Here is a 25,944-nt window from a genome sequence, read left to right on the forward strand (position 1 = left end):
ACGCACGTCGCGCCCATCGGCCACGGCCCGCCCCGGGCCGCCGGGCCAGGCCAGACGCCACAGGCTGGCCGCGCGGCCGGGCAACATGAGCGGACCAATCGAAGTCGCCACCAGCACCAGGCGCCGGACCCGCGCGCCATGATCCCGCGCCAGGCGCTGCGCCAGCAGGCCACCCCAGCCTATGCCGAGCACGTCGACGACATCGTGTTCCAGCACATCGCACAAGCGGGCCGCCCGAGCCGCCAGACCGGCCATGCGCGCCATTCGCGGCGTGCCCGGCGTGCCGCCGATACCCGGCCCGTCGAAACGAATGGTGGCGCGCGACAGCGCATCGCAGAATGACTGCACAACGCGATAATCGGCAAGAAAATCGTTGCAGATCAGAAGCGGCGGCCCGCGGCCGGCCGTACGGGCGACGACCATCGCGTCGCCGCCAATATGAAAAGTGTCGATACGACACGTGTCAGCGTTGGCGCACATAACGGCCGGGCGCGCTCTCGATGGGCTCGAAGTCGTCATTGCCGAAAACCTCCGGAGCGGGCACCGTCGGACCGCCGTGCGCACGACACCAGTCGATCCAGTCGGGCCACCAGGACGTCCCGGCGGCACGCGCACCGCGGCGCCACTCGGCCGGCGCGAGTTCGTGATTGTCGTTGACCCAGAAGCCCCGGGCCGCATGCGCTGTTTTCGAGGCCGGCGGAGATACGATGGCCTGGGCATGGCCACCGGCGCCGAGCACGAACCGGCGGCGGCCGCGGAACATCTGCATCGAGCGGTAGCAGGCCTGCCACGGGGCGATATGGTCGGCGGCGCCGGCCACCACGAACACATCCTGCTCGATAGCCGAAAAATCGATCCGCTGTTTGCCGAGCCGCAGTCCGTCGGTGGTGCGCAGCTGATCGTCGCGATAGATGCCGAGCAGATCGGCGTGCAGACGCGCGGGCAGACGCGTGGTGTCGCTGTTCCAGTACAGGATGTCGGACGCTGGCGGTGTCTCGCCGAGCACGTAGTTATGCGTGACGAAGCGCCATACCAATGCATCCGGCCGTTGCCAGGCAAAGGCACGCGCCAGGGCCGCGCCCTCGACGACGCCGTCGCCGGTCACACGCGACAACGCGCGCGCAAGGGTCTCGTCTTGGCCCGCGGGCACATCGGCCAGACTGTGCGGCGATTCGAGCAGGGTCACGAACAGCGACAGGCAGGCGATCCGCTCGCCGTCTCCCGCGGCCGCCAAGCGTGCCGCCGCGGCCGCGGCCGTCAGCCCGCCGGCACAGGCCCCGGCCAGCTTGACCGGATACCGGCCGGTTACGCGCCAGACGATTTCGACGGCCTGCGTCGTGGCCTCGACGTAATCGGCCAAGCCCCAGCGGCGCTGTGCCGCCGTCGGGTTGCGCCACGAGACCACGAAAACCTGCTGCCCGCTGACCAGCGCGTGGCGCACCAGACTGTTCTCCGGGCTCAGGTCCAGCACGTAGTATTTGTTGATCTGCGGCCCGATCAGCAGGATCGCCGATGCATCGACCTGTCCCGTATGCGGCGTGTACTGGATCAACTCGCAGATCTCGTCACGATAGATCACGGCGCCCGGCGTGGCTGCGATGTCGGCGCCCAGGGTAAAGGCCTCCCGATCGACCTGGCGCGGCAGCCCGCGGTTGTCGCGCAGATCGCGCAGCAACTGATACAGCCCGGTCAGCGCCGAGCGGCCGCGCGTGGCAAGCAGGTTGTCGTAAAAGCCCGGATGGGTCAGACACAGATTGGCCGGCGACAGGGCGGCGATCAGGTGCTCGACCGCGAACGACAGCTGGCGGCGGCGGACTTCCGGCAACCCGGCCACGCCCACCAACTCGCGCAATGTCTGTGCCAGCACCAGATAAAGACGGGCCACGCGGCCGAATACGGGGCTGGCCCGCCAGGCCGGATGAGCAAAGCGCGGGTCATCCGCCGTGGGGCCCGGGCCGCCGCGCCCCAGCAGGGCCAGGGTCAATCGCACGCCAAACCGGGCTTCGATACGCAGGGCCGCGGCCGGGTGACAAGCCAGCACGCGCAGCAGTTCGGCCGCCGCAGCGCCGATATCCGGCCACCGGGCGTCCGCCGTTGCCAAAGCGCCCGGCCCTTCGCCGACGCTGGGCCGGCGGTCCACGCGCTCGACCGGATCCGATACCGCGGATGGGTGGTTCACGGCGCCTCCTGTTGTAGCGACGTCTGTCGACGACGATTGATGGTTACAATGGGCCCACGCGTTTTTCAAGCGAGTCGCACATGGGATGGGTGGGAGCCTTGGGCCGCCGGTTCGACGCCATCGTCTGGCAGCCCGAGCTCGAGCGTCTGCATGGGCCGCGCCGCTGGGCGCTCGTCGCCGTACGTATCCTGCTGACGCTGATCGAGGATTTCCGCAACGGCGAGATCACCATGCGCGCCATGGGGCTGGTCTATACCACGCTGGTGTCGCTGGTCCCGCTACTGGCGCTGGCGTTCTCCCTGCTCAAGGCCTTTGGTGTCGATAATGCCCTGCGGCCGGTGCTGCAGCGCTTCCTGTCGCCACTCGGCGCCGGCAGCGGCCAGATCATCGACAAGATCGTGGACTTCGTGCAGAACGTCCAGGTCGGCGTACTGGGCGCGATCGGCATGGTCACGCTGATCTATTCGGTCGTTTCGCTGATCCAGAAGGTCGAGGCCGGCTGCAACTATATCTGGCACGTGCGCAAGCCCCGCTCGATCGGCCGCCGGGTGACCGAATACATCAGTGTACTGGTCGCGGGGCCACTGGTGATTCTCGCCGCAGCCAGCATGACCGCCACCGTGAGTTCGAACAGCACCGTCGGCTGGCTGACATCGATCGAGCCGTTCGGCGCGGCGTTGTACCTGGCCGGGCGCATTCTGCCCTACGTGCTCTACGGCATCGGCTTCACGGTATTGTTCAAGTTCATACCGAATACCCGGGTCCGGCTGCTGCCGGCCCTCGGCGGCGGCATCTTCGCCGGCGTACTCTGGCAGACCGCCAGCCTCGGCTTCGCTTTGTTCGCCCGCAACGCCGGCAATGTCAATGCGATCTATTCGAGCTTCGCGATCCTGATCCTGTTGCTGATCTGGCTCTATGTATCCTGGATGATCCTGCTGCTGGGCTGCCGGGTGGCGTTCCTGCTCCAGCACAACGAACGGCTTACCCGGGGCGACTATCCGCCCCGGCTGGGGGCGGCCGAGCGCGAGCGCCTGGCCTTGCTGATCACGACCCTCGTGGCCGATCGCTTCATGCGGGGCGGCATGCCTTGGACGACATCGGCGCTGGCCCGTACGCTGCGCACCGCGCCCGATCATATCCAGGACATCGCCGACCAGCTCGTCACCGGCGGGCTTTTCATCGAAGCGGGCGAGCTCGGCACGACACTGCTGCCGCGCCGTGATATCGCCGAGGTCCGGTTGGCTCGGGTGCTGGAGATCGTGCGGGCGGGCGATCCCTCGGCACGCGCCCAGCCGCGCGACGCCAACGCAGCCCGGGCCATCGACACGCTCCTCGGAAAGATCGAACAGGCCGGACAATCCGTCTACCGCGATCGTTCGCTGCGCGACATGGCATTGCAGCTCCACGCCGAACGCGAAAGCGAAAGCGAAAGCGAAAGCGAAAGCGCAGATGGCACACTGGCGGACACCGCCTGAGCCACGCCAGCATGCGACGGCGCGAGGCCAGACATGACAACATCAATTTTCGCCGGTACGCGTCCACGACAACGATTTGTTCAGGGCCTGTTGCCGTTTCGTGCACGTGCCGCGTTTGGAGACCGCAAATCGGCCGACACAAGACGCGCAACGCGGTATCGACGCCCTGATTGATTTCATGGGCGGCCCAAGCCGAAGGCACAAGCGCCCCATGTTTGACAACACGACCACAACCCAGCGTTACAGCTCGCTCGCGTAGACTTACTACGCCGCAGTCGTGGCGCCGTCTTGCCGCAGAACAGCACTTGGCGCGGACGCGGACGAAATGGCAACAGGCCCTAGAGGAGAGACCGTGGACAAGACCTGGCTAGAGCAATACCCGGACGGGGTGCCCGCCGAAATTCAGCTCGACGTTAACCGCACGCTCGTCGATGTCATCGAGGACAGTTGTCGCGAATTCGGCGACGCGCCTGCCTTCTCGAACATGGACGTCGAGATGAGCTATCGCGAGATCGAGGCTCAATCCCGGCATTTCGCGGCCTATCTGCAGCACGATCTCGGGTTCGCCAAGGGCGACCGCGTCGCCATCATGATGCCGAACCTGCTGCAGTACCCGATCGTGCTGTTCGGCATTCTTCGGGCCGGCATGGTCGCGGTCAACGTCAACCCGCTGTACACGGCGCGCGAGCTCGAACACCAGCTGTCAGACGCCGGCGTCCGGGCCATCGTGATCGTGGAGAATTTCGCGGCCACACTCGAGAAAGTGGTCGACAAGGTGCCACTGGAAACGGTCATCACCACCCAGGTCGGGGACTGCCTGCCGACGATCAAGCGCACGCTGGTCAATTTCGTCGTCAAGCACGTCAAGCGCATGGTGCCGGCGTTCCAGCTGCCGGGCGCGATCACGCTCAACACGGCGTTGTCGGGCGGCGCCAAGCAATCGATGAAGCCGGTCGCGGTCGAGCCCAACGACATCGCCTTTCTGCAATACACCGGCGGGACCACCGGGCTGGCCAAGGGCGCGATCCTGACGCATCGCAACATGGTGGCCAATATCGAGCAGGCCCAGGCCTGGCTCGACCCCTGGACCGAAAAGGGCCGCGAGCTCATCATCACGCCGCTGCCGCTCTATCATGTGTTTGCGTTGACGGCCAACTGCCTGGTCTTTCTTCAGCAGGGCGGCAAGAACGTGCTGATCACCAACCCGCGCGATATTCCGGCGCTGGTCAAGGAATTCGACAAGCACAGGCCGACCGCATTCACCGGCGTGAATACCCTGTTCAACGCGCTGGTGAACAACGCCGACTTCGCCAAGCTCGATTTTTCGGCTCTGAAGATCACGCTCGGCGGCGGCGCGGCGGTCCAGAAGGCAGTGGCCGAGAAATGGCAGAAAATCACGGGCGTGGCGCTGATCGAGGCCTACGGCCTGACCGAAGCCTCGCCTGCGGTATCGATCAACCCGCTGAACCTGGAAAGCTACAACGGCTCGATCGGGCTGCCGATCCCCTCGACCGACATCTCCATCCGGAATGAAAACGGCGACGAAGTCGAGCCCGGCCAGCCCGGCGAACTCTGCGTCTACGGGCCCCAGGTGATGGCGGGCTACTGGAACAAGCCCGAGGAGAACGACAAGACCTTCTTTGCCGACGGCTACCTGCGTACGGGTGACATCGCCCAGTTCGACGACAAGGGATTCCTCTACATCGTCGATCGCAAGAAGGACATGATTCTCGTGTCCGGCTTCAACGTCTATCCCAACGAGATCGAGGATGTCGTCGCCTCGCATCCAAAAGTGTTGGAAGCCGCCTGCGTGGGCGTCGAGGACGAAAAATCCGGCGAAGTGGTCAAGGTGTTCGTGGTCAAGCGCGACGACAGCCTCACCGAGGACGAACTCATCGAGTTCTGCCGCCAGGAGTTGACCGGCTACAAGGTGCCCAAGCAGGTCGTGTTCCTCGACGAACTACCGAAATCCAACGTCGGCAAGATCCTGCGCAAGGAGCTCCGGGACTCATAAACCCTGACCGGACACGCGCTTCGATTCCGGCTTTTCGGGCAACTCGACCTATGGAGTCGTCAGCCCTTGAATCGATCCACAGATGACACAGATTGGCGGCAGACCTTTCATGACGTAGCGAGAACGTGGCGCCAATGGCTTTTCGAATCGTCGCAGCGTTCTTTGAAACCATCCGCAGATACACGCAGATCGACACAGATGCGGTTGAGCTTTCCCGATATAGCGGAATCGAGGCGCCCATGGCCGGCTGAGTAGCACGGGATTTTTACAGCATCATCCGCCTTCAGCGGCCATGAACAAAGCACGAGCGTTTCCTCGCCCCGGGTATTCGTCAGAGCACAACGACACAACCGCCATCTGTGTCATCCAGGAAAGCTGTGGATGAACGTCTTAAAGAACGAAGCCACCGGATCAGCCGGCGCCATCGCGCTTACGACCGGATGAGGTACAGGCAGGCCGAGAGCGTGGCCAGCGAGCCCAGCGTCGAATAGAGAATGGTGCCGGAAACCACCGACGCCTCCCGTTGATAGAACTCGGCCAGCATGTACGGGCCGGTCCCGGTCGGCAACGCCGCCAGCAACAGCGCCGCATTCGCCCACAGCGGCGGCAGATGAAAGACCCACACCGCCAGAACCCAGGTGATCACCGGATGCACGATCAGCTTGAGGGCGCTTAGGGTGAATGCACCCCGCCCGCTGCCGGCCGGCCGGGCCGCCAGAAAGGCTCCGAGTGAGACCAGCGCGCACGGCGTGGTTGCGGCGCCCAGCAGATGCAGGAACTTGTCGGCCGGCTGTGGCAGTGCCAGGCCGCTGACGGCCCAGAGGCCGCCGATCACGGGCGCGACCACCAGCGGATTCCTGGCCAGGGCGAGCACAACCTTGGCGATCGCATGATGCAGCGTCTTCTCCGCCTGCAGGCCGACCTCGACGCATACCACCGCGATTGCGAATAACACACAGACCACAATAAGTGTGGCGATCAGCGCGGGCACCAGTCCGTGCTTGCCAAGTATCAGCACGCACAAGGGAATGCCGATATAGCCGGTGTTGGCATAGGCCGCACTCAGGCCATCGATACTGGCATCCACGAGATGTCGCGGCGAACGCCAGCGCCAGGCCAGCGTCGCCACGAACATGCCCAGCGTGGCGAGCGTACAGACCGCGACAAAACGCGGATGCCAGATCTCGGCCCAGTCGGCAGTGGCGGTCGCCTGGAACAGCAGCGCCGGCAGACAGAGCCAGACCACGAACTTGTTGAGCTCGGCGGCGGCCGTGGCACCCAGACGTGATGTGCGCCGACAGACATAGCCCGCCAGAATCAGGCCAAAGATCGGCAGAAGCACGTGAGTGACCGACGACACGAGCGCATCTCGTCCACGGGAATCAGGCCAGCAAGACTACGGCGACCGATCGATACCGTCTAATATCATTTACCCTTTGAATCCATGCCAATCTGGTATCGATCGTGGATTTCCGTCAACTGCGTTACTTCGTCGTGCTTGCCGAGACATTGCATTTCGGTCGGGCCGCCGAACGCCTGCATATTACACAGCCACCGCTGTCCCGGCAGATCGCGGCCCTGGAGGCGAAGCTGTCGGTACCGCTTTTCACACGCCATTCGCGCCATGTCGAACTCACCCCGGCCGGGGCCGATTACTACCGGCATGCCGTGCGCCTGCTCGCCGATGCCGAACGCGCGGGCGAGTCCGCACGCGCCACGGCGGCCGGGGCCACGGGTACCCTGAGACTCGGCTTTGCCATGTATGCCGCCTTCAGTCTGTTGCCGCGCCTGGTTCGGCGTTTCAGCGATGCCCATCCGCGCATTACGCTCAGCCTGGAAGAGATGCTCCCCCGTGACACCGAGCAGGCCCTGCTGGAACAGCGCATCGATGTGGGGCTCGGCATGCCGATGGGCCGCCCCGCCCCCCTCGATTACAAGCCGCTGGTCCACGAACCGTTATGCGCCGTGCTCCCGGCCGACCACGCGTTGGCCGGCGGGGCCACGGTCGACGTGCGTCGGCTGGCCGGCGAACCCTTCGTGACGCTGCCCCGCACGACCGCGCCCAGCCTGCACGAAGCCGTGCTGGCGTGCTGTTCAGCGCATGGTTTCGCCCCGCGCATCCGTCTGGAGACGCACCTGCAGCAGACCATCGTCAGCCTGGTCGCGGAGGGGCTCGGCGTTGCGCTGGTGCCCGCTTCGCTCGCACGCCTGCGTCTGGACGATGTGGTGTTCGCCGCGATCGAGCACTCGCCGTCGATCGAGCAGGGGCTGTACTGGCGGCACGATGACGACAATCCGGGCCTGGCGGCATTCATCGCAAGCGCGGCGACGCTGGCCGCCCGGCCGGTCTGATCAGCCGGGCGATGCGTCGCGGTCGGCGATGATCATATCGGCCGCTTTTTCCGCTATCGCCGTGGTCGGGGCATTGGTATTGCCGCCGACGATGGTCGGCATGATCGAGGCATCGACCACGCGCAGGGCGTCCAGCCCGTGCACGCGCAGGCGCGCATCGACCACGGCGTCCTCGCCCGTGCCCATCTTGCAGGTGCCGACCGGGTGGTAGATGGTCTCGGCGCGGCGCCGGATATAGTCTTCGATGGCCGCCTCGTCCTGGATCTGCTCGCCGGGTTCGAGCTCGGTATCCCGGTGCCCGGCCAACGGCGGGCTGCGCATGATGCGCCGCCCGATCTTCACGGCTTTGACCAGCTGCGCCAGATCGTGCGGATCGTCGAGATAATTCGGATCGATATAGGGATCGGCCCCGGGGTCGGCGCTGGCCAGCCCGATATGACCGCGCGACCCGGGCCGCAGGTCGCAGATGCGCAGCGTGTAGCCATGATAGCGAATCGTATTCCGCATCCGATGACCGTGATCCTGCTCGATGGTCGGGATGAAATGCAGTTGCAGATCGCCCAGCGTCGGATCGTCGCTGCTGCTGATGAAACCGCCGGACTCGGCCACGTTGCTGGTCAGCCAGCCACGCCCATGACGCAGATAGTCCCACAGCGCCACCGGCGCCTCGAGGAAGACGAACTTTGCGTCAAGACGCAGGCTGAGCGTGGTCTTCTCGCGGTCGATCACGCTGATGTCCAGATGATCCTGAAGATTGCGCCCGACACCCGGCAGTTCGTGGTGCAATTGGATGCCGTGCGGTTCGATCTGGTCGCGCGGGCCCACGCCCGACAGCAGTAGCAGTTGCGGCGAGTTGATCGCACCGCCGCACAGCAGCACCTCCCGCCGCGCCCCGAGCGTGCGCGGCCCGCCGAACCACCCCCGGCGATAGACCACGCCGGTGGCGCGCCGGCCTTCGAAGGTCACACGCGTGGCCCGTGCCCGGGTGATCACGGTCAGATTCTTGCGATGCGCGACCGGATGCAGGAAGGCATCGGCGTTGGAGCAGCGGCGGCCGTTGTCCTGGGCCACGTTGTACAGCCCCACGCCGACATCCGTGGCGCCGCCGAAGTCGTCATTGCGCGGATAGCCGCAGGCCCGGGCGGCGGCGATGAATTTCTCGTTGAGGGGATTGTTGTGCCGGCCGCGGCTGACGCGGTAACCGCCGGCATCGCCGTGGTATTCGTTCGCGCCGCCCTCGAAGCCCTCCGACTTGCGGAAGTAGGCCAGCATGTCGCGATAACCCCAGCCCTCGTTGCCGTCCGCGGCCCAGCGATCGTAGTCGGCGGCGTTGCCACGCGTATAGCACATGGCATTGACCGCGCTCGAACCGCCCAGCGTCTTGCCGCGCGGCCAGAACAGCCGCCGGTTGGCCAGCCGCGTCTGCGGCGCGGTGTAGTAGGCCCAGTTGAACATCTTCGACCACATCAGGCCGATGATGCCGATCGGAATATGGATGAGCGGGTTCCAGTCGCGCGGGCCGGCCTCCAGCACGGCAACGGATATGCGCTCGTCGGCCGAGAGCCGATTGGCGAGCACGCAGCCCGCGGAGCCGCCACCGACGATCACATAGTCGAAGACTTGTTCTCGATCGGTCATGGCAGCTCCCCGGGTTCAGATCATTGTTGGCCTATCATGTGTATCTGCAATCGTGCCATCGATCAATGTTTAGCTTCGGGCAGCGTGATGTTGAGCTCGAGCACTTCGAGGTCGCCCTCGCGCTCGATCTCCATCTGGACCGCGTCCTCGCCCACCTCGACGTACTTGCGCAGCACGGCCAGCAGATCCTGCTGCAGCTGCGGGAAATAGGCCGGCTGATCCCCGCGCCCGGTCCGCCGATGGGCGACCACGACTTGCAGGCGCTCCTTGGCCATCTTGGCCGAGCCCTTCTTCTCGTTAGAACGGAAAACGTCTAGCCAACCCATGGTTTATCTCCCCATCAGTCGGTCGAAGAAGCCTTTCTTGGCCTGGGTGAAACGCAGCGGCCGATCCTCACCGAGGAAACGCGCCACCATGTCCATGTACGCACCGCCGGCGTCGGCGTTGTCCTCCAGCACCACCGGCATACCCGAGTTGGAGGCATTGAGCACGGTCTCGGATTCCGGCACCACGCCCAGCAACGGTATGGCCAGGATATCGCCGACATCGTCCAGCGAGAGCATTTCGCCCTTGCCGACCCGGTCCGGCGCATAACGCGTCACCACCAGATGTTCGCGCACCGGCTCGCGGCCGTCTATCGAGCGCTTGGTCTTGGACGACAACATGCCAAGCACGCGGTCGGAATCGCGCACCGAGGACACTTCCGGATTGGTCACCACCAGCGCTTCGTCGGCGAAGTACATCGCCATCAGCGCGCCCTTCTCGATGCCGGCCGGCGAATCGCAGACGATGTAATCGAAATCCTCGGACAGCTTGTTCAGCGTGCGCTCGACGCCTTCCTCGTTGAGCGCGTCCTTGTCGCGGGTCTGGGACGCCGCCAGGATGCACAGGTTGTCGATCCGCTTGTCGCGGATCAATGCCTGCTTGAGGTTGGCTTCGCCATTGATGACGTTGACGAAATCGAACACCACGCGGCGCTCGCATCCCATGATGAGGTCGAGGTTGCGCAGGCCGACGTCGAAATCGATCACGACCGTCTTGTGCCCCCGCATGGCAAGGCCGGCGGCGAACGAGGCCGAGGTCGTGGTCTTGCCGACCCCGCCCTTGCCCGACGTGACTACGATGATCTTGGCCACTGATTACTCCTGAAGTTCGATCAGCAAATTGTCGTTGTCCAACCGGACCTGGACCGGTTTGGACCGCACCCCCTCGTCCATCGCGTCGGCGACCTTGTAGCAGCCGGCGATCGCGACCAGATCCGGTTCGAAGCGCTTGCAGTAGATGCGCGCCTCGGTGTCGCCCGACGCGCCGGCCAGCGCCCGCCCGCGCAGCGCGCCATAGACATGAATATGGCCGTCGGCCAACACTTCCGCGCCCTCCGACACCGAGGTCGCGATCACCAGGTCGCCGCCGCGGGCGTAGATCTGCTGGCCCGAGCGGATCGGCTTGGTGATCAGGCGCGTCGGGGTGCGCGGCGCCGCTTCGGGTTCGGGCGCCGCGGCCGCGTTGGTTCCGGATTGACGCGGCGCCGCCGGCACCTCGGACGCCTTGCTCTGACGCTCGGGCGCGCTGGCCGAGCGCGCCGGCGATGTGATCACGCCCAGCCCGGCCTCGCGGGCCGCTTCGGCCGCGGCCGGCGACGGATCGAGAACACCGACCAGCACCAGGTCCGCCGTGGTCATGATCTCGGCCACGCGCCCGAGGTCCGGCACCGCCTCGGGCAACGACAGCAGCACCGGCAGGCGCGTAAAAAACCCCGGCGCCCGGGCCAGCTGCTCGTCCACCAGAGCGGCGATGCGATCGCAGTCGGCCTCCCGGATCTCGAGGACGGAGAGCGTCATCATCCGTCCCTTGAAGACAACGCTGGAACCCGCGGTGGTCTTGGTTTGCGACATGCCCGAGTGGTGTTGGGTAAAACGACGAGTCTAGCACGCTGATCGACCCATACATCCTGCATTTTTTGCCGCGATCACGTAGACATAGCGCGTCTTTCCCGTTCCTGAACCGCCCTGTCCGGTAGCGCCCGACCCGGCGGTCGATGCCGGGGGTCCGGCACCATCGGTTCGGCCACGTACGGAGCGATTGACAGGCCCGGGCACTCACCAGGCACTGCTGCCTTTCGCTACAGCGCTTCGCATTCGTGGGAGGATGGGCGAAATTCCGGGCCTGATGGTTTTGCCCATGCACGACACCCGACTGTTGGACAGGGAACCGCGCCGCCTGCGCGGCGGCGCGCCAAATCCTGCCCGCCAGGGCGCAAGGCGGCGCCAGCCGCCGATGCCGCGCGGCTGACGACCGATGCGCCCCACCGACAGGCCCGATTCCGAGCCGCCCACACTCGCCGCCCACGGCGAATTTCTCGCGGCACTGGCACAACAGACCATGGCCGGCAGGCGCCAGGCCTACCGGCGCATCGGGCCCCAACGCGGTCCGGCGCTGGTGCTGCTGCACGGGCTGATGGACAACTCGGCCGGCTTCGCACCGTTGCTGGCCGCACTCGAAGCAGAGCATGCGCTCGATCGCGACATCATCGCGCCCGACTGGCGTGGCCACGGCGAGAGCGAGGCCACGCCCGGCGCCTACTGGTTCCCGCATTACCTGGCCGATCTCGAGACGCTGCTGGATACCCTCGGCGTGACCGGGCCCGTGGTGCTGATCGGCCACAGTATGGGCGGCCAGGTCGCCAGCCTGTATGCCGGCGCCCGGCCCGAGCGTGTGGCCGGCCTGGTCGCGCTGGACAGTCTCAACGTCCCCGACAGCGATCCGAACAACAGCCCGGCGCGCTATCGCGACTGGCTGGACACCGTCACCGGTTGCGCATCGCAAGACCCGCGTGTCTACGCCAGCGTGGCGGACTTCGCGGCCCGGCTCGCGCGCCGCTACCCCGAGCTCGATGACGCGGCGCTGTACTATCTTGCCAGCGCCTGGCTGCGGCCAACCGGGGACGGACGTCAGTGCCTGGGTATCGATCCCGCGCACCACCGCCGCATGCCCTATGGTTTTCGCGCCGCCGAAGCCTGCGCGCTGTGGCGCGATGTGCAATGCCCGGTGCTCTGTCTCGACGGCGGGCGCTCTCAGGCCACGATGTTCGTCGACGCCGAAACACGTGCCGCCCGACGGGCCTGTTTTGCCGATATCGAACACCGCACGCTCGCCCACTGCGGCCATATGCTGCACGTGCAGGATGCCCCGGCCGTTGCCGAACGGCTGCATGCATTCCTGCGGCGAATCGATGCCCGAGCCTGAGTTGCACCACCGTCGGCGCCGTGCCTATGCTCGAAAATAACGCTTTTCGGGCGCCGGCCGCCGGCGCAGGGACTCTGGCATGATCGCGTTGCTCTGGCTCATCATCTTTCTCGCCGCCCTCCTCGCCCTCGCCTACACCGGCGCGGGCCGGGCCACCGCGACCGCCGCCCTCGGCATACTGCTGGCCGCCTGCACGCTCACCAGCACCGGCGCGCTGGCGGCAATTGTATTGTGGGCATTATTCATCGTCGTGTTCGGAGCGTTGCACATCAGTGCCATCCGCAAGCCGTACCTGACCCGGCCCGCGCTGCAGCTTTTCCGACGCGTGTTGCCGACCTTGTCAGCGACCGAACGCACGGCACTCGACGCCGGCACGGTGTGGTGGGAGGGCGAACTGTTTTCCGGCATGCCGAACTGGCGCCGGCTTGAGGAAATCCCGCCCGCGCGCCTGTCGGAAGAGGAACAGGCGTTCCTGGACGGGCCGGTCCAGACCCTGCTGGACATGTGCGATGAGTGGAAAATCACCCACGAGGACGCCGACCTGCCGCCCGAGGCCTGGCAATACATCAAGGACAACAAGTTCTGGGGCATGATCATCCCCAAGCGCTATGGCGGTCTCGAATTCTCTGCCTATGCGCACTCCTGCGTCCTGGCCAAGGTCGGTTCCGGCCCCGCCGGCGGCACGGTCGGGCCGGTGGTGGCGGTGCCCAACTCGCTCGGCCCGGCCGAACTGCTCATGCACTACGGCACCGATGCACAGCGCGACTACTATCTGCCGCGCCTGGCGGCCGGCGAGGAAATCCCCTGCTTCGGCCTGACCAGCCCGTTCGCCGGCTCCGATGCCGGCGCGATCCCCGATCGCGGCGTCATCTGCCGGGGTCAGTGGAACGGCGAAGAGGTGCTCGGCATGAAACTGACCTGGGACAAGCGCTATATCACGCTCGCCCCGGTGGCCACCGTGCTCGGGCTCGCCTTCAAGGTGTACGACCCGGACGGCCTGTTGGGCGGCGAAACGGAATTGGGCGTGACCTGTGCGCTGATTCCAACCGACACGCCGGGCTGCCATACCGGGCGCCGGCACTTTCCGGCCAGTGCGCCGTTCCAGAACGGACCGACCTGGGGCACTGATGTGTTCGTCCCGCTCGACACCATCATCGGCGGGCGCGAGATGATCGGCGAAGGCTGGCGCATGCTGATGGAATGCCTGTCGGCGGGCCGTGCGATTTCGTTGCCGTCGGGTTCGACCGGCGATGCGATCGCCAACGCGCGTCTGACCGGCGCCTATGCCGTCACGCGCCGCCAGTTCAATATCTCCATCGGCGAATTCGAAGGCGTGCAGGAAGCGCTGGCGCGCATCGGCGGCAAGACCTATGCCTGTGAATCGGTGCGTCGCTTCACCGCCAACGCGGTCGATCTCGGCGAGAAACCGTCGGTGGCCTCGGCCATCGCCAAGTATCACGTCACCACCCTGGCGCAGGAAGTCGCCAAGGACGCGATGGACGTGCATGCCGGCAAGGCCGTCATGCTGGGCCCGTCCAATCCGGTCGCGCGCAGTTTCCAGGCCGCGCCGGTGAACATCACGGTCGAGGGGGCCAACATCCTCACCCGGTCGATGATGATCTACGGCCAGGGCGCGATTCGTTGTCATCCTTACGTGCTGGACGAAATCGCGGCCGCCAACAACCGCGATCAGGAGGCCGCGCTCGAAGCGTTCGATGATCTGCTCTATCGCCATATCGGCCACGACCTGGCCGCGGCCGCGCGTTCGCTGGTGATGGGGTTCACCGGCGGTATCGGCTCGGCGGCCGGGCGCGCCACCGAACTGGCGCCCTATTACCGCGCGATGAACCGTTATTGCGCGAATCTGGCGCTCATCTCGGATGTGGCCATGGGTACGCTCGGCGGCACGCTGAAATTCCGCGAATCGCTCTCGGGACGGCTCGGCGATGTGCTGTCGAACCTGTACATCGCCAGCGCCACGCTCAAGCGTTTTGTCGAAGACGGCGAACATGCCGAGGATCGGCCACTGGTGGCCTGGGTTTGCGAGCAGGCCTTCGCCGATATCGAAACTGCGCTGGCCGGCGTGCTCCGACACCTGCCGAACCGCCCCGCCGCCTGGCTTGCCGGTATCCTCATCTTTCCGCTCGGGCGCACGGCCCGCCTGCCGAGCGACGGACTCGGGCGCCGTATCGCCCGTCTTTTGCAGACCCCCGGCGCCGCGCGCGACCGGCTCACACCCGGCTGCTATATCTCGCAAATCCGGACCGACACGGCGCTCTCCCTGTACGAGCGCGCCATGCAGGCCACGCTCGATACCGCCGAATGGCACAAGGCTGTGGTCAAGGCCCGCAAGGCCGGCACCATCGATGCCGATCATCCGCGTGACCAGATCGATCAGGCCGAGCAGGCCGATGTATTGAATGCCGACGAGGCCCAGCGATTGCGCGCGGCCTTCGATCTGCAGATGGCCGTGATCCGCGTCGACGATTTCGATCCCGAGGAAATGCGCTCACAGGTCAGGAAAACGCCACACGATCGCGCCGACGCCGCCTGAATCGCACCGTATGTCGGCCGGTCGGCGCCGTTCATGCCGGCCGGATTCCAACAGGTCGGCAGCAAAGGCAGAATCGGAAACCTAGGTTACCGAAAAATCGGGAATGCGCGCAATGCCACCGCCTTCCAGTCCGCGAAACCCGGGATAATACCAAGGTATAAATCGTCGCCCCGCGAGCTTTTTCGTACGTTGCAAATGATCGGGACGAACGGGCAAACGACTGCGACAAAAGCACTTTATAGGTCATGCCGCAGCGACCTTGCACGCCGTCACCCGGCCGCCGCCGGCACGGATAGCTGCAGCTGTAGCGCGATCCGTTTCGGTTCGCTACGCTCGGACACGCATGATTCTAAAAATTTAGCGTGTCGCATTCCGGCGGACACCGACCGCGTCAAGGGAGAAGATCGTGCAGAAGAAGCGACTTAGCGGGGCGCCGGTGGCTACACATACAAACGCACGACGGCGATTCACAATCGATGGGCTCGAGAGAAACAGCCTGCTTGAAAGGCTGTCTGATGGGACCGCTGACCCGCCGGCCACCGTGATCGCCGCCATCAGCTGCAGGGGCAATGTCACCCCATTCAGCATACAGAGATGCGACGTGGTTGTTATCTGCCCGTACAGCGAGCCGCATGACCTTACGCGCCAAGAGCCGGACTGGAGTCGAGTTCGAGCAGCAGCTCTGCCGGCCGACCCACACCTGCACGGGATCGATTTCCACCGGCCCGATCAACCCAGCCTAGCCCAGGCGCAGCTGCGATCCAACAATCCGCAATCCCCACCGACGGGGTGTCACGCCAAGACCCGGACGCTGACGGCGCTCGGTTAGCAAGCACACCTACCCAACGTGAGTCATCGCACCATGTTCAACCCAGGTTACGGCAAGATAATTTATATTATCCACAATTAATCCGAAAGTCTACAAGCATAGTGCGAATGACTTTTTTATACTTATAGAACGAGGTCAAATTGAATTAAAATATCTCATATTTTTTATTAACTTATTGAATAAATCAGCGATAAGTGAGTGCGCGAAAAGTCTTGGGGCTGGCCATCACTCATTACCCCAGAAAGGGAGGGGAACCATGAATAATAAGGCAAATTTCGGCAAAATTTTAAAGTGCGCACTTTTTTCGAGCACTTTAGTTGCCGGAGCAGTCGTCGCCAGCCAGGCGACAGCAGCAACGGCAGATACCGACACGGCAAGCAACGGCCCGATCGGGTCGGCCATGCATTATATTGCTCACAACAGCTTCGTCTCGGTGGGCGGGCTGCATGTGCAGTACCTCGGCAACAGTACTGCACTGACCCAAAACGTTCCGGCATTCGGCTTAAGCAAAACCTTGCCCGGCTCGGGTTCGAGCCAAAGCAGCACTACCACCGCCGAAATCACCTACGGTCTGTATCTCCCGCGTACGGACCATCACCTGGCTTTGCAGTTTCAGTTGACGCCGCCGCTCGACTTCAACTTCGAAGCCAAGCAACAAGGCAGTAACGGCTACCAGAAAATCGGAACTTTCCGCGCCTTTCCGCCGAACTTTACGGCCGTCTACCGGCCGTGGGTCAGCACCCGCATCCGACCCTACATCGGTGTCGGCGCCACTTGGTTGAATACCTACGATACCCAAGTCACCAATCCAACCTACAAGGCGCTCGGTGCCAATCTGTCGTTGAGCGAGCCCGTGGCCTTTATCGGCGACGTGGGCGCGGATATCAATCTCTGGAGCCGGCTGTATCTCAATCTCGACTTCCGCTATATCGGCCTCGCCGACGTGAAATCGAAACTGTCGATTCCGGCCAACCCAGCCGCCGGTCTCCCCGCGACCACCATCAGTTCCACTAATCACTGGAAAGCCGCTTTGTATACGATAGGCATCGGCTGGCGATTCTAACCGCGAGCCGAGTCGCGCGCGCGACTCAGCCCGCGCGCGCGACGATCTGCATTGCCAACTCCCGTACGGCGGTCGACATGGCGCGCCCGATGGTGTCGGCATTGCGGCCTGTCTTCGGCAACGGCTCCTTGATCAGGCTGTCGTGGCGAACCACCGTCTGGCCGTTGGCATCGGTCACGCGCCAGTCGGCCGACAGTACCACCTGACCCGAGGGCTGCGGCTCGAAGGTGTCGATATTCACGTGCACCTGGTAATGCTTGGCGCGCTTGGTCTGTAGTTTTTCGTCGATGGTCTGCTGCAGCAGCCGGGTCACGGCCACCGGCAGGCGCTCGGCCCATTTGGCATCGGGCAGGCGCGTCAGCACGTAATCGTTGGTACGCAGCTGGATATCGTAGTTGTCCAGATATTCCGGCATCTGCACGCGCTGGACTTTCCAGTCGCTGGGCCGTGCGGCCAGGCGCTGGGTCTGGGGCGGCGTCAGCATCACGTGCTTTAGCGGCGGCAGCGAACTGCAGCCGGCGAGCAATACGGTGGCCGTGACCACGGCCGTCAGGAGCGTTCGGGAAACAGAACCAACTTTCACAATTGCCTCTTCAATGGATTGGCCGCCGTCCAGGCCGCCGGTTCGCGCCGCATGAGCCAATCGATCCGGTCACCGGCTCGTATGATGACGTGCCGACGCCTCCGACCACGATACCAACATCGCCGGCCGGCCGTACGGTAACGAGGGGCATACGCCACGCCTACCGCGAACCGCCATAGAGCAGCGTATGCGGATCGCGTTCGATCTTTTCCGAGAACCGTCGCAGCGACGCGGCGGCCGCGGAGAGATCGCGCACCGTGCTCTGCACATCCTGGCCCGTGCCGGATTCCGGGCTGGTCAACTGCTCGAGGTTGTTCGACAGCTTGCTCAGGTTTTCGCTGGTTTTCCGGGCGCTCGTGAGTAGCTTGTCGATCTGTTGATCGTGCTTGGAAATCTCGTTGTTGGCGGTGTCGCTCAGCTTTTTCACGCTGGCCAGCGTGGCCTGCAGCTGCTTGTTGTTGGCGGCCACCGCCTTCTGGACCGTCTTCAGCGTCTGCTGCGTGCTCTGCGTGGTCTTGTTCAGATTCGGCCCGACCTCGTTCACGGTCTTGTCCAGATCCTGGGCGAGCTGGACCATCGTGCTCATGGTCTGGTTCACTCGATTCAATGTCTTCTGCCACGGAATCTTGGCAACCGTATCCTTGAGCTGGGATATCTCGGACGGCACGGCCGGAATTTCCGGCAGTTCGAGCCGGCCCTGCGGCACGACGAAATGCGGTTTGCTGTTCGGATGGAAGTCCAGGTTCACCGCCAGTTGTGATGTCACGTAGCTGTAAACCACCAGTTGCGCCCGCAAACCGCGTTGCACCAGTTGGTGAATGGTCAGATGACTGGGTAACTGCTTACCGTTCTGCGTAACCACGTCATTGCCCGACATCTCGATCGTCACCGCGATCCGGGCCCCGCCTTTCGGATTCAGGCGCAGCTGCACATGGCGCACGGTGCCGACCTGCACGCCACGAAACAGCACGCGCGAGCCGTTGGTCAGGCCGAGTACGGATTGATTGAAGAAAATCACCGCCTGGCGTTGCTGCTTGAACAGCCCCGTGTTGCCAAACGTCAGGATCCCGACGGCCGTCAGGGCGATCGCCCCGAGCAGGAAGGCGCCGATGATGGTGTAGCTGCGGTTACTCGCCATGGCTTGTGCTCACTGGTCGGTTCTCTCCCGGCCCGACTATACGGGGCCCCGCGTCGGCTCCTCGATCGGCTCGCGCTTGAGGAAGGCGCGCACACGCGCGTCGCTGGCCTGTTCGGCCAGGTCACGCGGGTTGCCGTGGGCGATCGCGGTCTTCGATTGATTGTCCAGATAGATACTGTCGTCGGCGATGGTGAAAATGCTCGGCAGCTCATGGCTGACCGCGATCACCGACAGCCCCAGTGCATCGCGCAGACGCATGATCAGGGCGTCCAGGCGCTGCGAGGTAATCGGATCGAGCCCGGCGCTCGGCTCGTCCAGGAACAGGTAATCCGGATCGAGCGCAATCGCGCGCGCGAGCCCGGCGCGCTTCTGCATGCCGCCGGACAGTTCGCTCGGCATACGCGACTCCTGTCCGGCAAGCCCCACCAGCGCGAGCTTGAACGCGACCTGATCGCGGATCTCGGGCGGACGCAGGCGCGTGTGCAGCTGCATCGGCAACGCCACATTCTCACCAACCGTCATCGAGCTCCACAACGCGGTCGACTGGAACAGCACGCCGATGCGTTGCTGCAACGCGGCCCGCTCGTCCGGGTCGTCGCCGATCAAGCGCTGTCCATCGAAACAGATATCACCGGCCTCGGAACGTTGCAGGTCGATGATATGGCGCAGCAGCGTACTCTTGCCGCAGCCGGATACGCCCATGATGACGAAGATATTCGCCGGCGCGACGTGAAAACAGATGTCGCGCTGAACCACCGTGTCGCCGAAGGCCAGCCGCAGGTTGCGTACAGTCAGGCCGCGTTCGGGGATCGCGGCATTCGGATTCAACTCGGCCATCGGCGACGCCTTGTCGTGATGCCCGGGCGAGCCCCGCCGAACACCATCAGATTCCCAGCGCGTTCGTGCACAGCGCAGCCACCGCATCGATGGAAATAACGCCGATGATACAGACCACCACCGTACGGGTCGCGGCCCGCCCCACTTCGGCGGCATTGCGCCCGGCGTGCAGCCCGATGTAGCAACTGGTCAGGGCGATCAGTACACCGAAAGCGACCGACTTGATCAGCCCGATGACGAATTGCCGAGCCGCCACGGCATCCTGCAAGCGCTCGATGAATGCCATCGGCGGTGTGCCGAGCACGATATGCGCCACCACCATGCCGCCGGCGATCGACAGCGCCGTGCCGTACAGATAAAGCAACGGCATCATCAACGTCAGCGCCGCCAATCGCGGCAGCGCCAGAAACTCGAACGGCGAGACGCCGATCATGCGCAACGCATCGACTTCCTCGTTCGATTCCATGGTGGCCAGATGCGCGGCGAAGGTCGCACCGATCCGCCCGGCCATGATGAACGCGGTCATGATGGCCGCCATCTCGCGCGCCGACGCGATGCCAACCAGGTCGGCCAGATACATGCCGGCGCCGAAGGTTGCCAGTTGCACCGCGCCGATGAAGCCGAGTACGGCGCCGATCAAAAGATTGACCACGGTCACGACCGGCAGCGATGCGGCCCCGGTTTCGCGCACCAACTCGATGAAATCGCGCCAGCGTGTCTGTGCACGTCCGGTTACCAGCGCCGGCGTACGCACCAGCGCCTGGCCTACCAACGCCGCGGCGTCGCGGGCCACCCGGACCCGCCGCTCAAAGCGCAATCCGAGTCGCGCCACCAGATGCGGCTTGGCGAGAACGCGCTCCGTTCTCGCCGGCGGCTCGCTGGCCAACGCCATGAGCGCCGCGACATCCCGCGGCAGCGCGCGCTCGGTTACGCTCACACCAGCATGGCCAAGCTCCTGCTTCAAGGCATGCACGAAAGCCGCTACCCGCGGGTGGCCACTTTCAAGTTCGCTGCCATCGATCACCACCGCACCGGGATGGCCAATGTCGCGATACACCGATGCCGCAGAAGGCAGACGCACCGCCTGGCCCCAGTCGCCCGCGAGCCGGAGCACGGATTCACCGGATCCGCTGTCGAGCCTGTACAGCGCGGTCGGGCCACTCATGTACGGCTCGCCCGAACGCGCGGTCGTCTAAACCAGAGCATGCGGCATTCTACCCCGTCGAGGCCGGTATTCGGGACACAGGAGGGTCGCATCCCGGTATTCGGCTTGCCATCGCTTCAGGGATTTTGGCTCGCCGCCGCATGTGCGCCATCCTTGCCGCCCTTGACCGGCGCATAGTGATTGGCAACCTTCTGCATCGCGGGTGTCAGCGAATCGCTGCCGTCGGTCCAGCCGCCACCCAGCGCCTTGTACAGATCGGCCGTGGCCGTGAACCGGCTCGCGATCGCCTGGGCCAGATTGAGCTGGCTCGACAACAGATTGCGCTGCGCATCGAGCACATTGAAATAGTTGGTCGCCCCAGCGTGGTACCGCAGCTTCGCCAGCGTGAGTGTCTGGCGATACGAATCGACTTCCTGCCGAACCTGCTTGAGACGCTCGCGCGTGTACTTGACTTCGTCCAGCGCATTGCGCACGTCCTGGAACGCCTGGCGCACGGTCTGGCGATACTGGATTTCCGCTTCCGCCTTCTGTGCCTTGGCGCTACGGTACTGGGCGTTGATGCGGCCGAAATCGAGAATCGGCGCAGTGATGGATCCCCCGGCCTGCTCGACCTTGGTAAACGGCTCGAACAAGTTGTCCACCTTGAACGCCTGGGTTCCGATCATGGCCGACAGATTGAAGGTCGGGAAGAACCGGGCCTTGGCCACGCCGACATTGGCGTTGGCGGCAATCAGGCTGGCTTCGGCCGCGCGCACGTCGGGCCGCCGGTTGACCAGCGTGGAAGGCAACACGGCCGGCAACCCCTTGGGCAGGGTTATATCCGAGAAATCGCCTTTGGGCAGCTTGGTCGCGGCCATGATCTGGCGTGGCGTCTTGCCGGTCAGAATCGCCAGCGAGGTCCGCAGCTTCGCCTCCTGCTGCTCAAGCGGCGGCAATTGAGCGCGGGCCGATTGCAGCGACGACCGGGTCTGCAGCAGCGTCAGCTTGTCGATCGCACCGTACTGGTAGCGTTTGTTATCGAGCGACAGTGCTCGCTTCCGGGTTTTGATGGTTTGCTTCGTCACCCGGATCTGGCGCTGATAAGAGCGCAGCGACATGTAGTTCGTCACCACGTCCGCGACCGTCTGCAGACGAATCGAATCCTGGGTATAGGCCGAGGACAGCAGCTGCGCCCGCGCCTGTTGGTCGGAACGGCGCAACGCGCCCCACAGGTCGAGCTCGTAGCTCAGGCTACCGGCCACGGAAAAGTAGTTGAAACCATGCGAGCCGCCGCCCGATGAGCTGCTCGTGGACCCGGCCCCGCTGCTGCTGGCCGCACCATTGCCAACGCGCTCGCGCATGCCCTGTGCCTGGCCGGAAATCGACGGATAGAGCTGCGCATTCTGATAGCCGAGCGCCGCGCGCGCCTGGCGTACTTTCTGAGCCTGGAGTGCGATGTTGAGATTCGAGTCCAGCGCCTGGTCGATCAGCTTGTTGAGTGTCGGGTTCTTGTACCGGGTCCACCAATAAGCCAGCGACTGCTGCTGTTGCTTGGACAGCAGCGTCGAGTCGAGGGCCGACTTCGGCAGGTCGAGGTTCGGCCGGTGGTAGTCGGGGCCGACCGTACACCCGGCCAACAATATGACGACAATCAGGCCGAGTGCACTACGCATGATTGTTATCTCCGTCGTCCGACTGATCCGTCAACTGATGAGAACCGTCATCCTCGGTCAACTGCTTTTCCTGATCCGCGGGCTTTCGTGTCGCGGAGGTCGACTGTCCTGACTTTCGCGAAAAACGCTCGCTGCCGCGCTGTAACAAGTCGTAGGCCAGCGGCACGAACAGAATGGCAAACGCCGTGGCCGATAGCATGCCCCCGATGACACAGGTCCCCAGCGCGATCCGGCTGTTGGAGGACGCGCCGCTGGCGGTAATCAACGGCACACTCGCCAGAATGAAGGTCAAAGACGTCATGATGATCGGCCGGAAGCGAAGTCGGGCCGCTGCACGCGCCGCATCGGCCGGCGTTCGTCCGGCGTTATGCTCGATAACCGCGAACTCGACAATGAGAATCGCGTTTTTCGCGGCCAACCCAATCAGCACCAACATGCCGACCGTGAAATAAATATTATTGTTGATGCCCTTAAGCCATACCGCGACAAAAGCGCCCAGCGCGGCGAACGGAACCGCCGTGAGCACCGCGAGCGGGAGCGTCCACTGCTCATACAGTGCCGCCAGAATCAAAAAGACCATGACCACACCGAAGCCCAGGGCCATGAGCGACGAACTGCCGACTTTCTGCGCCTGGTAAGCCGTGCCCGTAAACTGGAATCGATAATTCTGGCCCAGCACCTTGTCGGCCACCTGCTTCATCGCCGCATCCGCCTGGCCCGAACTATAGCCCGGGGCCGGGTTGCCACGAATCTTGGCGGCGGGGAAGACGTTATAACGCTCCACGATATCCGCCGAGGTCGTACGGTGAAAACTGACCAGCGAGCTGATCGGAATCATCTTTTGCGTGGTGGTCGACTGCACGTACACGCCGGCCAGATCTCCAGGCTTCATGCGGTACTGGGCGTCAGACTGAAGATTGACCTGGAAGTTACGGCCGAGTTTACTGAAATAGTTGACAAACAACTGCCCGAAGGTGGCCTGTAACGTATCAAAAACATTGCTGATCGGCACGCCAAGGGCCTTGGCTTTCGCGCGGTCCAGTTTGACGTCATAACGCGGCACATCGGTTGTCAACGTCGTGGCCACGCCGTTGAGGGCGGGATTCTTGTTGGCAGCTGCGACCAGTTTATCGGCCTCTTTCTTGATGTCCTTGTAGCTGCCCCCGGCGACGTTCTGCAGATAACCGGTAAAGCCGCCCGTGGTCGACAGCCCGAGAATCGGTGGCGGATTGAAGGCCAGCACATTGGCCGACGTTACCCCGGCACCGATACCAAACACCTTCTTGACATCCTGGAACGAGGAGGCCTTGCGATCCCCCCAATCCTTGAGCGTCAGAAACTCGACACCCGCGAACGTTCGCGTTGCGCCCGCCAGGAAGTCAAATCCCGGCACGTCGATGACGTTGGCAACGCCCGGCATGTTCTTGAGTTCCTTGGTCGTCAGCTCGTGACCCACCTTCATTGTCCGCTGCAGAGACGATGCCGGCGGCAAGGTATACAACGCGAAAATATAGCCTTGATCCTCTTGCGGTATCAGCCCGGACGGCACCTGTTGCGAAACCACCCAGGTCGCACCCATCACGCCACAGAACAACAACACACCGACAAGCGCATAGCGGATCAGAAAATTGACGCCCCAGAGATACGCGTCGGTCAGTGCCGCAAAGCCCCGATTGAACAAGCGAAACGGTAATAGCGGCTTGCTCTGGCGTGGTTTCAGGAACGTCGCGCACAGCGCCGGAGTCAGCGTCAGCGCAACAAAGCCGGAAATCGTAATCGCGATCGCGATCGTGATCGCGAACTGCGTATACATACGTCCGGCAAGGCCGCCGAGAAAACCCACGGGCACGAAAACAGCGTCCAACGCCAAGACCACCGCAATCACCGGCCCGGTGACCTCCTTCATGGCCTGAATTGCGGCATCCCGCGCAGGCAGCCCCTCCTCGCTCATGTGTCGTTCGCAGTTCTCGATCACCACGATCGCATCATCGACCACCATGCCGATGGCCAGAATCATGCCGAACAACGTCAACAGATTGATCGAGAATCCCAGGATATAAATCCCGCCGACCGTGCCCAGCAAGGCCACCGGCACGGCTGCCATGGGGATGAGCGTCGCCCGCACGTTCTGCAGGAAGACGAAGATCACCGCCATCACCAGCATCATCGAGATCAGCAGGGTGAAAAAGACTTCGTGGATCGACGCCTGAACGAACTTCGTGGTGTTGAACGGAATCTTGTAGGTTAGCCCTTCAGGCATATTCGACCCGAGCTGGGCCATCCGGGCGCGAACGCGCTGCGCGGTGGCCAGCGCGTTCGCGCCGGGCTCGAGATAGATCGCCATCGGCACGGCCGGCTTGTTGTTCAAGCTATGGCCGGTGGCATAACTCTCTGCGCCCAGTTGCACGCGCGCCACATCCTTCAGGCGCAGCACCTTGCCCCCGGACTGCGCACGCAGAATGATGTTCTTGAACTGCTTGACGGTCTTGAATCGACCCTGCGCCGACGCCTTGAATGTGAACGCGATATTCGCGCCGCCGTAAGGTCGGGCGCCAAACTTGCCCGCTGCGAACTGCGAGTTCTGATCGCGGATCGCGTTCTTGATATCGGTTGTGGTGAGGTTGTAGCGCGCCATCTTGGCGGGATTGAGCCAGATGCGCATTGAGTAATTCTGCTGCGAAAACAGCTGCACCTGCCCGACGCCGTCCACACGTTTGAGGGCGCTGATGACATTCACCAGCCCGTAGTTGGCGATATAGGTCGGATCAAACGTCTGATGCGGCGAGTACAGCAGCACGACCTGCAGAATGCTGCTCGACTTCTTGCGTACCTTGAGCCCGGTCGCGGTGACCGTTGACGGCAGCTGCGATGTCGCGGTCTGGACCCGATTATTGACGTTAATCGTGTCCTGATCCGGGTCGCTGCCGATCGCAAACGTGACGGTGATATTCGCCTGCCCCGAGTCCGAAGAGGTCGACGACAGGTAGATCATGTTGGGCGTGCCGTTAATCGCCTGTTCCAGCGGCGCCGCCACCGTATTGGCAATCGTTTCGGCGCTGGCGCCGGGATAACTCGCCTGCACCGACACTTGCGGCGGCACCACCGCCGGATACTGCGAGATCGGCAATACCCGGACACTGATGATGCCCGCGAGCGCAATGATGATGGATATGACGGTGGCAAATATCGGCCGATCGATGAAGAAGCGGGAAATCATGG

Annotated in this window: 19 protein-coding genes; 6 read left to right on the forward strand and 13 right to left on the reverse strand. The window is 63.8% G+C overall.

From position 1 onward, the window contains the following. Both ACS8YF_RS15890 and ACS8YF_RS15895 read right to left on the reverse strand, forming a co-directional pair. Window positions 1-423, reverse strand: a 423-nt coding sequence (locus tag ACS8YF_RS15890) for an alpha/beta fold hydrolase (RefSeq protein WP_440851128.1), incomplete at its 3' end; no start/stop codon positions are given. 40 nt (window positions 424-463) lie between these two features. After that, on the reverse strand, window positions 464-2,179 hold the full coding sequence (locus tag ACS8YF_RS15895) for a PHA/PHB synthase family protein (RefSeq protein ID WP_440851129.1): 1,716 nt from the start codon (window positions 2,177-2,179) through the stop codon (window positions 464-466). An 80-nt stretch (window positions 2,180-2,259) separates the two neighbouring features. Between ACS8YF_RS15895 and ACS8YF_RS15900 the strand changes: the two genes are divergently transcribed. Then, window positions 2,260-3,654, forward strand: coding sequence for a YihY/virulence factor BrkB family protein (locus tag ACS8YF_RS15900; protein WP_440851130.1), 1,395 nt, complete (start codon window positions 2,260-2,262; stop codon window positions 3,652-3,654). A gap of 352 nt (window positions 3,655-4,006) precedes the next feature. After that, window positions 4,007-5,668, forward strand: a complete 1,662-nt coding sequence (fadD, locus tag ACS8YF_RS15905; protein ID WP_440851131.1) for a long-chain-fatty-acid--CoA ligase FadD — start codon at window positions 4,007-4,009, stop codon at window positions 5,666-5,668. A 430-nt stretch (window positions 5,669-6,098) separates the two neighbouring features. Here the strand turns inward: fadD and ACS8YF_RS15910 are convergent, their stop codons facing one another. Beyond that, the gene (locus ACS8YF_RS15910) at window positions 6,099-7,028 is read right to left on the reverse strand and encodes an AEC family transporter (protein ID WP_440851132.1); all 930 of its coding nucleotides are present in this window, start codon (window positions 7,026-7,028) and stop codon (window positions 6,099-6,101) included. Between the two features lie 104 nt (window positions 7,029-7,132). On the opposite strand from ACS8YF_RS15910, the gene ACS8YF_RS15915 reads away from it, so the two are divergent. Next, window positions 7,133-8,020 (forward strand): LysR family transcriptional regulator, encoded by an 888-nt coding sequence (locus ACS8YF_RS15915; RefSeq protein ID WP_440851133.1) that lies wholly within the window; start codon window positions 7,133-7,135, stop codon window positions 8,018-8,020. On the opposite strand, the gene ACS8YF_RS15920 is transcribed toward ACS8YF_RS15915, so the two are convergent. The 4 genes from ACS8YF_RS15920 to minC all read right to left on the reverse strand — a co-directional run bounded on the left by ACS8YF_RS15920 (window position 8,021) and on the right by minC (window position 11,553). Further along, window positions 8,021-9,658, reverse strand: coding sequence for a GMC family oxidoreductase (locus ACS8YF_RS15920; protein WP_440851134.1), 1,638 nt, complete (start codon window positions 9,656-9,658; stop codon window positions 8,021-8,023). It abuts the gene before it with no gap. Window positions 9,659-9,720: 62 nt separating this feature from the next. Continuing rightward, a complete protein-coding gene (minE, locus tag ACS8YF_RS15925; RefSeq protein ID WP_109992283.1) occupies window positions 9,721-9,984 on the reverse strand; it encodes a cell division topological specificity factor MinE in 264 nt (87 codons plus the stop codon). A gap of 3 nt (window positions 9,985-9,987) precedes the next feature. Then, a complete protein-coding gene (gene minD / locus ACS8YF_RS15930) occupies window positions 9,988-10,794 on the reverse strand; it encodes a septum site-determining protein MinD (RefSeq protein ID WP_440851135.1) in 807 nt (268 codons plus the stop codon). Window positions 10,795-10,797: 3 nt separating this feature from the next. Beyond that, entirely contained in the window at window positions 10,798-11,553 is a 756-nt protein-coding gene (gene minC / locus ACS8YF_RS15935) for a septum site-determining protein MinC (protein WP_440851136.1), read from the reverse strand. A gap of 403 nt (window positions 11,554-11,956) precedes the next feature. On the opposite strand from minC, the gene ACS8YF_RS15940 reads away from it, so the two are divergent. The 3 genes from ACS8YF_RS15940 to ACS8YF_RS15950 all read left to right on the forward strand — a co-directional run bounded on the left by ACS8YF_RS15940 (window position 11,957) and on the right by ACS8YF_RS15950 (window position 17,350). Continuing rightward, the gene (locus ACS8YF_RS15940) at window positions 11,957-12,904 is read left to right on the forward strand and encodes an alpha/beta fold hydrolase (protein WP_440851137.1); all 948 of its coding nucleotides are present in this window, start codon (window positions 11,957-11,959) and stop codon (window positions 12,902-12,904) included. A 79-nt stretch (window positions 12,905-12,983) separates the two neighbouring features. Then, entirely contained in the window at window positions 12,984-15,458 is a 2,475-nt protein-coding gene (locus ACS8YF_RS15945) for an acyl-CoA dehydrogenase (protein WP_440851138.1), read from the forward strand. 1,085 nt (window positions 15,459-16,543) lie between these two features. Then, the gene (locus ACS8YF_RS15950; RefSeq protein WP_440851139.1) at window positions 16,544-17,350 is read left to right on the forward strand and encodes an OmpW/AlkL family protein; all 807 of its coding nucleotides are present in this window, start codon (window positions 16,544-16,546) and stop codon (window positions 17,348-17,350) included. A 25-nt stretch (window positions 17,351-17,375) separates the two neighbouring features. Here the strand turns inward: ACS8YF_RS15950 and ACS8YF_RS15955 are convergent, their stop codons facing one another. The 6 genes from ACS8YF_RS15955 to ACS8YF_RS15980 all read right to left on the reverse strand — a co-directional run bounded on the left by ACS8YF_RS15955 (window position 17,376) and on the right by ACS8YF_RS15980 (window position 25,942). Beyond that, the gene (locus ACS8YF_RS15955; protein ID WP_440851140.1) at window positions 17,376-17,933 is read right to left on the reverse strand and encodes a PqiC family protein; all 558 of its coding nucleotides are present in this window, start codon (window positions 17,931-17,933) and stop codon (window positions 17,376-17,378) included. Between the two features lie 160 nt (window positions 17,934-18,093). Continuing rightward, a complete protein-coding gene (locus ACS8YF_RS15960) occupies window positions 18,094-19,071 on the reverse strand; it encodes an MlaD family protein (protein WP_440851141.1) in 978 nt (325 codons plus the stop codon). 36 nt (window positions 19,072-19,107) lie between these two features. After that, window positions 19,108-19,908 (reverse strand): ABC transporter ATP-binding protein, encoded by an 801-nt coding sequence (locus tag ACS8YF_RS15965; RefSeq protein WP_440851142.1) that lies wholly within the window; start codon window positions 19,906-19,908, stop codon window positions 19,108-19,110. 46 nt (window positions 19,909-19,954) lie between these two features. Then, window positions 19,955-21,073: an MlaE family ABC transporter permease gene (locus ACS8YF_RS15970; protein WP_440851143.1), complete on the reverse strand. Its 1,119-nt coding sequence runs from the start codon at window positions 21,071-21,073 to the stop codon at window positions 19,955-19,957. A 116-nt stretch (window positions 21,074-21,189) separates the two neighbouring features. Further along, window positions 21,190-22,725, reverse strand: a complete 1,536-nt coding sequence (locus ACS8YF_RS15975) for an efflux transporter outer membrane subunit (RefSeq protein WP_440851144.1) — start codon at window positions 22,723-22,725, stop codon at window positions 21,190-21,192. Beyond that, a complete protein-coding gene (locus tag ACS8YF_RS15980) occupies window positions 22,718-25,942 on the reverse strand; it encodes an efflux RND transporter permease subunit (RefSeq protein WP_440851145.1) in 3,225 nt (1,074 codons plus the stop codon). The genes ACS8YF_RS15975 and ACS8YF_RS15980 overlap by 8 nt, the downstream gene beginning before the upstream one ends. Between the last annotated feature and the right edge of the window lie 2 nt (window positions 25,943-25,944).

This window comes from Salinisphaera sp. SWV1 (assembly GCF_052044155.1).
Lineage (GTDB): Bacteria > Pseudomonadota > Gammaproteobacteria > Nevskiales > Salinisphaeraceae > Salinisphaera.